This is a genomic window from Humibacter antri, assembly GCF_054777235.1.
The window spans coordinates 1-5,222 of record NZ_BAAHAW010000047.1; the positions used below are offsets into that span (position 1 = coordinate 1).

Below are 5,222 nucleotides of genomic sequence, written 5' to 3' on the forward strand. Positions count from 1 at the left end.
GCGACGGCACCCTCTATGACCCTGGCCACGCCCTCGCCGCTTGACAACGACATAAGGACACACACTTGATTCGCCGACTTCGTTGAGTCGGTCGGCGACGGCGTCGAGGTCGTCGTCGAAGAGGTCGCTGTAGGTGTCGAGCGTCATCGCGGCGGACGCGTGACCGAGCATCCGTTTGCACGGCCTTCACGTTGGCCCCCGCGCTGACGGCGAGGGAGGCTGCGGTGTGACGGAGGTCGTGGATCGTCATCGCCGGCAGCCCGGCCTCCTCGAGCGCCGCGTCCCACCACGAGTTGGCGACCATGGTCGGGGTGCGTTGGTAGCCGCCGTGTCCGTCGTCGAAGACGATGTCGTCCCTGGTCTTGCCATCACATGCTGCTGCGAGCGGGATAGTGAGGAACTTCGGATAGGGCACGCTGCGCCGTTCATGGGTCTTGGGCGTGCCGACCAGGATCGACCCGTTCACGTACACGGCGTTCTCTACGACCATGAGGCGCCGTCTGAGCGTGTCGATGTCCTTCACCCGTAGTGCGGATGCCTCACCCCATCGCAGGCCGGTGTAGGCGAGCAGGGCGATGATCGGGCCATGTTCACCGCTTGCGGCTACCAGCTGTGCGACCTGTTCGTTGCTCAGGTACGTGTGTGGGCGGGAGATGCGGCGTGGGAGCTTCACTCCGCGGGCGGGGTTGGAGGGGATCAGGTGATCCTTGACCGCGGCGTCCAGAATCCCGGCGAGGATGTCATGCGCGCGGCGCACGATCGTCGGTGACTTCGACTTCCTGCCATCGCCGCCGGCGCCGAGCTGGGTGATCCACGCCTGCACCTCGCTGTGCCGGATGGTGCCGATCATCGTGGCACCCCAGTACGGTTCCACGTGCAGCCGCCACGCAGACTCGTACACGTACGCCGTGGACGGCTTCACATGCGACCTCGACGCCAACCATGCGGTTCCGAGCTGGCCCACGGTGTTACGCGCTGCGGCGGGGTCGATGTACTCGCCGGTCGCCTTCTTCATCTCCACTGACGCCAGAAACAATTCCGCCTGATGCTTGGTACGGAAGCCGCGCTTATCGGTCTGGGAATGGTCGGGTTTGCGATACCTGACCCGATACCGTTTCCCGGCCGCAGTTTCGTACCCGGTGATGCTGCCCATCACTCCGCCCTCCGGTTCGCGTCCGTGATCCGCTGGCTGAGTGCTTGCCTGCTCAGCCCAGTCCTCGAGGCGAGTGAGTTCCAGCTTTCGCCCACCTGGCGAAGCTGCCCGATCAGCTCGTCCCGCTCCGACCGCAGGATGTACTGCTCAGTCTGGAGTCGCCCGATGGCGCGTCCGAGGTGACCGAGCCGGTCGAGGGCGTCGGCGCGCGTACCCCATCTGTCCTCCAACACGGTCAACGCGTCGGCGGCGTGCCGCTGTGCGGCCACGCGCTCTCGCTCCGCAGCGTGTCGGATCGCTGCTGCGTCGTGCTGTTGCCGTTGTCTTTCGTACGAGCTTGAGCGTCGTTTCGTCTTGCCCAGATTCCCCCGATTTCCCATGCAAGCCGGTTTACACGCAACCCCTGTCGTTGCGGACGCAACAACAGGGACCCACTGAAAATGCCTGCGTGCATTGCCATTTTCGGTTTCCTGGATCTTCCTGGCTCCGTCGTCCCTTTCATCCGTCGTATCCGTTGTCGTTGCTCGATCGATGTCGTCGTCCGTACCGTCGTCGTTTTCGTTTCGAGGAACGCTTCGCCGACGGGCCTCGGAGGGGAATCGCGACCGACTGAAGTCAAGTTGCAGTTGACGTACCCATGCGTACTTTTTCACCGTACGGGTGTTGCGCACATCGGACGTTCGAGAGCATCCCTGGCTGGAGGAGACGAGCGATCGATGCACGGTGCGGGACCGGCTTGCGTGCCGGTGACGGCGCTCACTGTAATTCCTCAGTTCCGCTCATCGGAGTTCCCCATTCGTGTCTTATCTCGGCCGGCAATGGCAGCCGGTCGTACTCCAGGTCGCTGAGCGAGTAGTACTCGAAGCTTGCGAGACGCCCGTGCTTGATCCAGATCATGACACCGCCGATGCAGGCTCCGTCTCGATAGACGAATTGGTCCGTCGACTTGAGGATTCCATCGGGTGCAGCGATTGGTTCCAGGGTCGTATCGACTTGGATGTCGAAGTCCAGGTCGAGACGAGTCGCGAGGATTCGTCTCGACGTCAGAAGTTGTGCCCTGGCCTGAGTTGCGCCAGGCCATTCACCCTCGAGCAGTTTTCCTAGCAGCGCACGCTCTTCCAAGGTCAAGTCGCGAGTTAGCTCCGGCACGAGGTCGAGTCTGGCAGGCGCTCGGTTCAGGTAGGGCCAAGCGATTAGCTGCGCGGCCAGATGGAGGAGGACTCTCGACGGCCCAATGGCGACTTCTGCCGTACGGTCTTGGCCGGCTGTTTGGCGCTAGTCTCCGACTTGTGACGGTTTGGGATCCGGATGACCTCGGACTCGAGTGGCAATTGGTGCAGAACGGCTTCTGCACAGCATTTCACCGCACCGAGATTCTCGAAGTCACTGCTTTGTGGCTCACCGATCGCAACTACCGTGTCGTGTGGTTCGACGCGGCTCGGTGGACGGACTGGGACGCGCTCGACGACGACTTCGCTATGAACCTCGAGTTCCCGAACTACTACGGCAGGAACGGTAACGCCCTCATCGACTGTCTGCGAGACGTGGCCGAACTCAGCTACGGGTGGAGCCCCGACGACCAGGGCCCGGTTCTTGTGTTGGACCGATTCGCGACCTTGTACCAAGCCGAGCAGGAACGGTCGCATTTCGTCCTGGACGTCATCGAAAGGACGGCACAACTCGCTGCGCTCTTCGGCAACCGAATCTTGTGCCTCGTGCAATGCGACGACCCCCGCACCGAATTCGGCCAAGTAGGCGGCCACAACATTCCATGGAGCCCGGCAGACGGCTGGACGCTCAGAGGCTGAACCGCCCGCAAGCGGATCCCGCTGCGTGCGTGGACGTCTCTAGTTGATCCCGCAACCGGGTCCAGTGCAGGTCGCAGCCATGCCGGTCATGAGCAGTGACAACCCGAATGCGACAAAGGAAAGGCCGACGCCGAAGTACGGGAGACGACGCCTCACCGTGTTCCGGCGAAAAGCCGATGCACCAAGTGCGACGCCGATTGCACTGAGGATATGAGGAACCGGGCTGACTGTCGCGATGAGCAAGGCCGACAATCCAAGAGATCCGAGCGCGACCGACGCGATGGCCAGCACCTTTGTGACCTCTAATGGGACAGGCCGCCCAGCCGTCATTGCTGCAGCGTCGGCTGAGGGGTCAGGGACCGCGTCGAGCCGGGGCCTTCGGACCATGGCGACGGTCACAAGAACTACGGTGGCCACGATGACCGCCGCGCCGAGACCGATCACGGCACTGCCCCAGACGACGGCCGCGAGTTCCCAAAGCATTTCAGCACTCCAGAGTTTGTGATGTTCGGAAGGCTACTGCCGCCACGGATGCCCCGGAAAAGAACGAACGGATCTTCGCTGCGCCCGCAGGTTGCGATATGCCCGCAAGCCGATCCGTCTGCGTGCTTCTCAGTCCAGCGTGGCTTCTGTGATCCATAGACTCGGCAAGTGAGTGTCGTTCGAGGCGTGGCGTCTACGGCGGCGGCTTCTGGACCGCTGTGGCGTGTAGATCAATACGACGGTCAGGCCGCAGTCACCGTTCAAGCGACTCAGCTCGAAGACAGCCAAGAGCGAAGCCCGAGGCGGCGCCGGGAGATCCTGGCTCAGTGGGTTGATCTCTTGGCGAACGTCGATACGAGCATCGTTGACTTGGAGTTCGTCTCTCGCGTTCCGCAGGAGCTTCTTGATGCCGCCACCGGGCAAACACGGCTACGCAGGCTTGCCGTCAAGTGGGGTTCTTACTCGGATCTGGCCTGCCTTACTCGACTCGCGGTGCTTGAGGACCTCACTCTCGGAGGGGCGGACAATGTCACGACCCTGACACCGCTCACCGGCCTCCCCGCTCTCTCGCGTTTGCACGTCTCGCAAGCGTTCAACGCCGTCGATCCTTCCCCGTTGGGTGGCCTCGCCCACCTTCATGAGTTGCGCTTCGGGAACTCCTATCCAGGATCGGACCGCAGCGTTGTACTCCCCGATGTTCGTTGGGCTGCGACCCTCGTCGACCTGCGTCGTCTCGATCTGCCAGGGACCCGAATCCTCGACCCGGACCTTTCACCGCTTCTCGAACTGCACCGCCTCGAGGCGCTCAATCTCCCACTGCGCCGGTCATACCGAAGGCAAGTGTTCGCTCTGGCGTCACGGAGCCCAGCCTTCGCCGGCCTTGCTTCCGAATACGAGCGATACGACGAATTCGTAGCGGCGAACCGCAACCGCTAGCCGCCTCGTCTCACCGCTAGATCGCCCGCTGAGGGATCGCCTTACGGGCGATTGGGTGGCCCCCCTGTGCGAGAGTTGCGATTGTGCCGGACAGAACTAAGCGCAGCATCGAGCTCGACCAGGACATGATGCTCGTTCTGTTTGAAATGCTTCATCGGTGGGAAGACGAAAGACACGTATCGTCTCCAATCGACGAGGCCGAGCGTGCCGTCCTCTCATATCTGAGTGCCGCAACTGAGGCACAGACCGACGAAGCCTTCTCCAGCGACTACGACCGACTGGTCGACGCCGCCAAGAACAGGATTGTGCTGCGGCCCGAGGACGAGTGAGCGAACGTAAGCGGATCCGTCACCGGCGGCTCCTCTGATAGTTGGCATGGGCGCACACCGACGTAGCCTCAGTGCATGAGTCGGCGACGCCAGGGACCGTGGTTCAGCTTCACGGGCAGCAACTATCTGCCCGCGAGCTGGCAAGGCTGGGTAACCGTCCTCGTCGGCGTTGTGATCGTGGCCTCTCTCACGGTCGTCGGCATACTCGTGTCCGGCGGTCAGGTCTTTCACTAACGGCTGCCCGGCCACCCCGACGATTCAACCGGCCTCGAATCTTCAGCGCCGCCGACGGATGCTCTCATGTTCCACTCAGTGCCCGTTGACCCTTCTATGGCTGTTGTCAAGGCGTGATGGTGATGTTTGTGGCGAGGGTTCGGTAGATCTGTCGTGCGATGTAGCGCTTGAGGATTCGGCGGATCTCGCGTGCGGTTTTGCCTTCGGCGAGGGGGTCTGCTGCACGGATAGGTGACATCTGAGCTGTCTGGTCGTGAGACTGGGCTGGAAGGATGTCAG

The 5,222-nt window shown here is 62.4% G+C and carries 6 protein-coding genes; 3 read left to right on the plus strand and 3 right to left on the minus strand.

What is annotated here, in order from left to right:
* Positions 1–13: 13 nt before the first annotated feature.
* From ACYVDK_RS16950 to ACYVDK_RS16960, 3 genes are all read right to left on the minus strand, one after another.
* A complete protein-coding gene (locus ACYVDK_RS16950; protein ID WP_460523925.1) occupies positions 14–1,153 on the minus strand; it encodes a tyrosine-type recombinase/integrase in 1,140 nt (379 codons plus the stop codon).
* Positions 1,153–1,422 carry a hypothetical protein gene (locus tag ACYVDK_RS16955; protein WP_460523927.1) on the minus strand — a complete coding sequence of 90 codons (270 nt, stop codon included), beginning with the start codon at positions 1,420–1,422 and terminating at the stop codon, positions 1,153–1,155. The genes ACYVDK_RS16950 and ACYVDK_RS16955 overlap by 1 nt, the downstream gene beginning before the upstream one ends.
* Positions 1,423–1,909: 487 nt before the next feature.
* Entirely contained in the window at positions 1,910–2,302 is a 393-nt protein-coding gene (locus ACYVDK_RS16960) for a hypothetical protein (protein WP_460523929.1), read from the minus strand.
* A gap of 140 nt (positions 2,303–2,442) precedes the next feature.
* Here ACYVDK_RS16960 and ACYVDK_RS16965 point away from each other — a divergent pair, with 140 nt between their 5' ends.
* The 3 genes from ACYVDK_RS16965 to ACYVDK_RS16975 all read left to right on the plus strand — a co-directional run bounded on the left by ACYVDK_RS16965 (position 2,443) and on the right by ACYVDK_RS16975 (position 4,943).
* Positions 2,443–2,961, plus strand: coding sequence for a barstar family protein (locus ACYVDK_RS16965; RefSeq protein ID WP_460523931.1), 519 nt, complete (start codon positions 2,443–2,445; stop codon positions 2,959–2,961).
* Positions 2,962–4,463: 1,502 nt separating this feature from the next.
* Positions 4,464–4,709 (plus strand): hypothetical protein, encoded by a 246-nt coding sequence (locus tag ACYVDK_RS16970; protein WP_460523933.1) that lies wholly within the window; start codon positions 4,464–4,466, stop codon positions 4,707–4,709.
* Positions 4,710–4,784: 75 nt separating this feature from the next.
* A complete protein-coding gene (locus ACYVDK_RS16975; RefSeq protein WP_460523935.1) occupies positions 4,785–4,943 on the plus strand; it encodes a hypothetical protein in 159 nt (52 codons plus the stop codon).
* Positions 4,944–5,222: the final 279 nt, after the last annotated feature.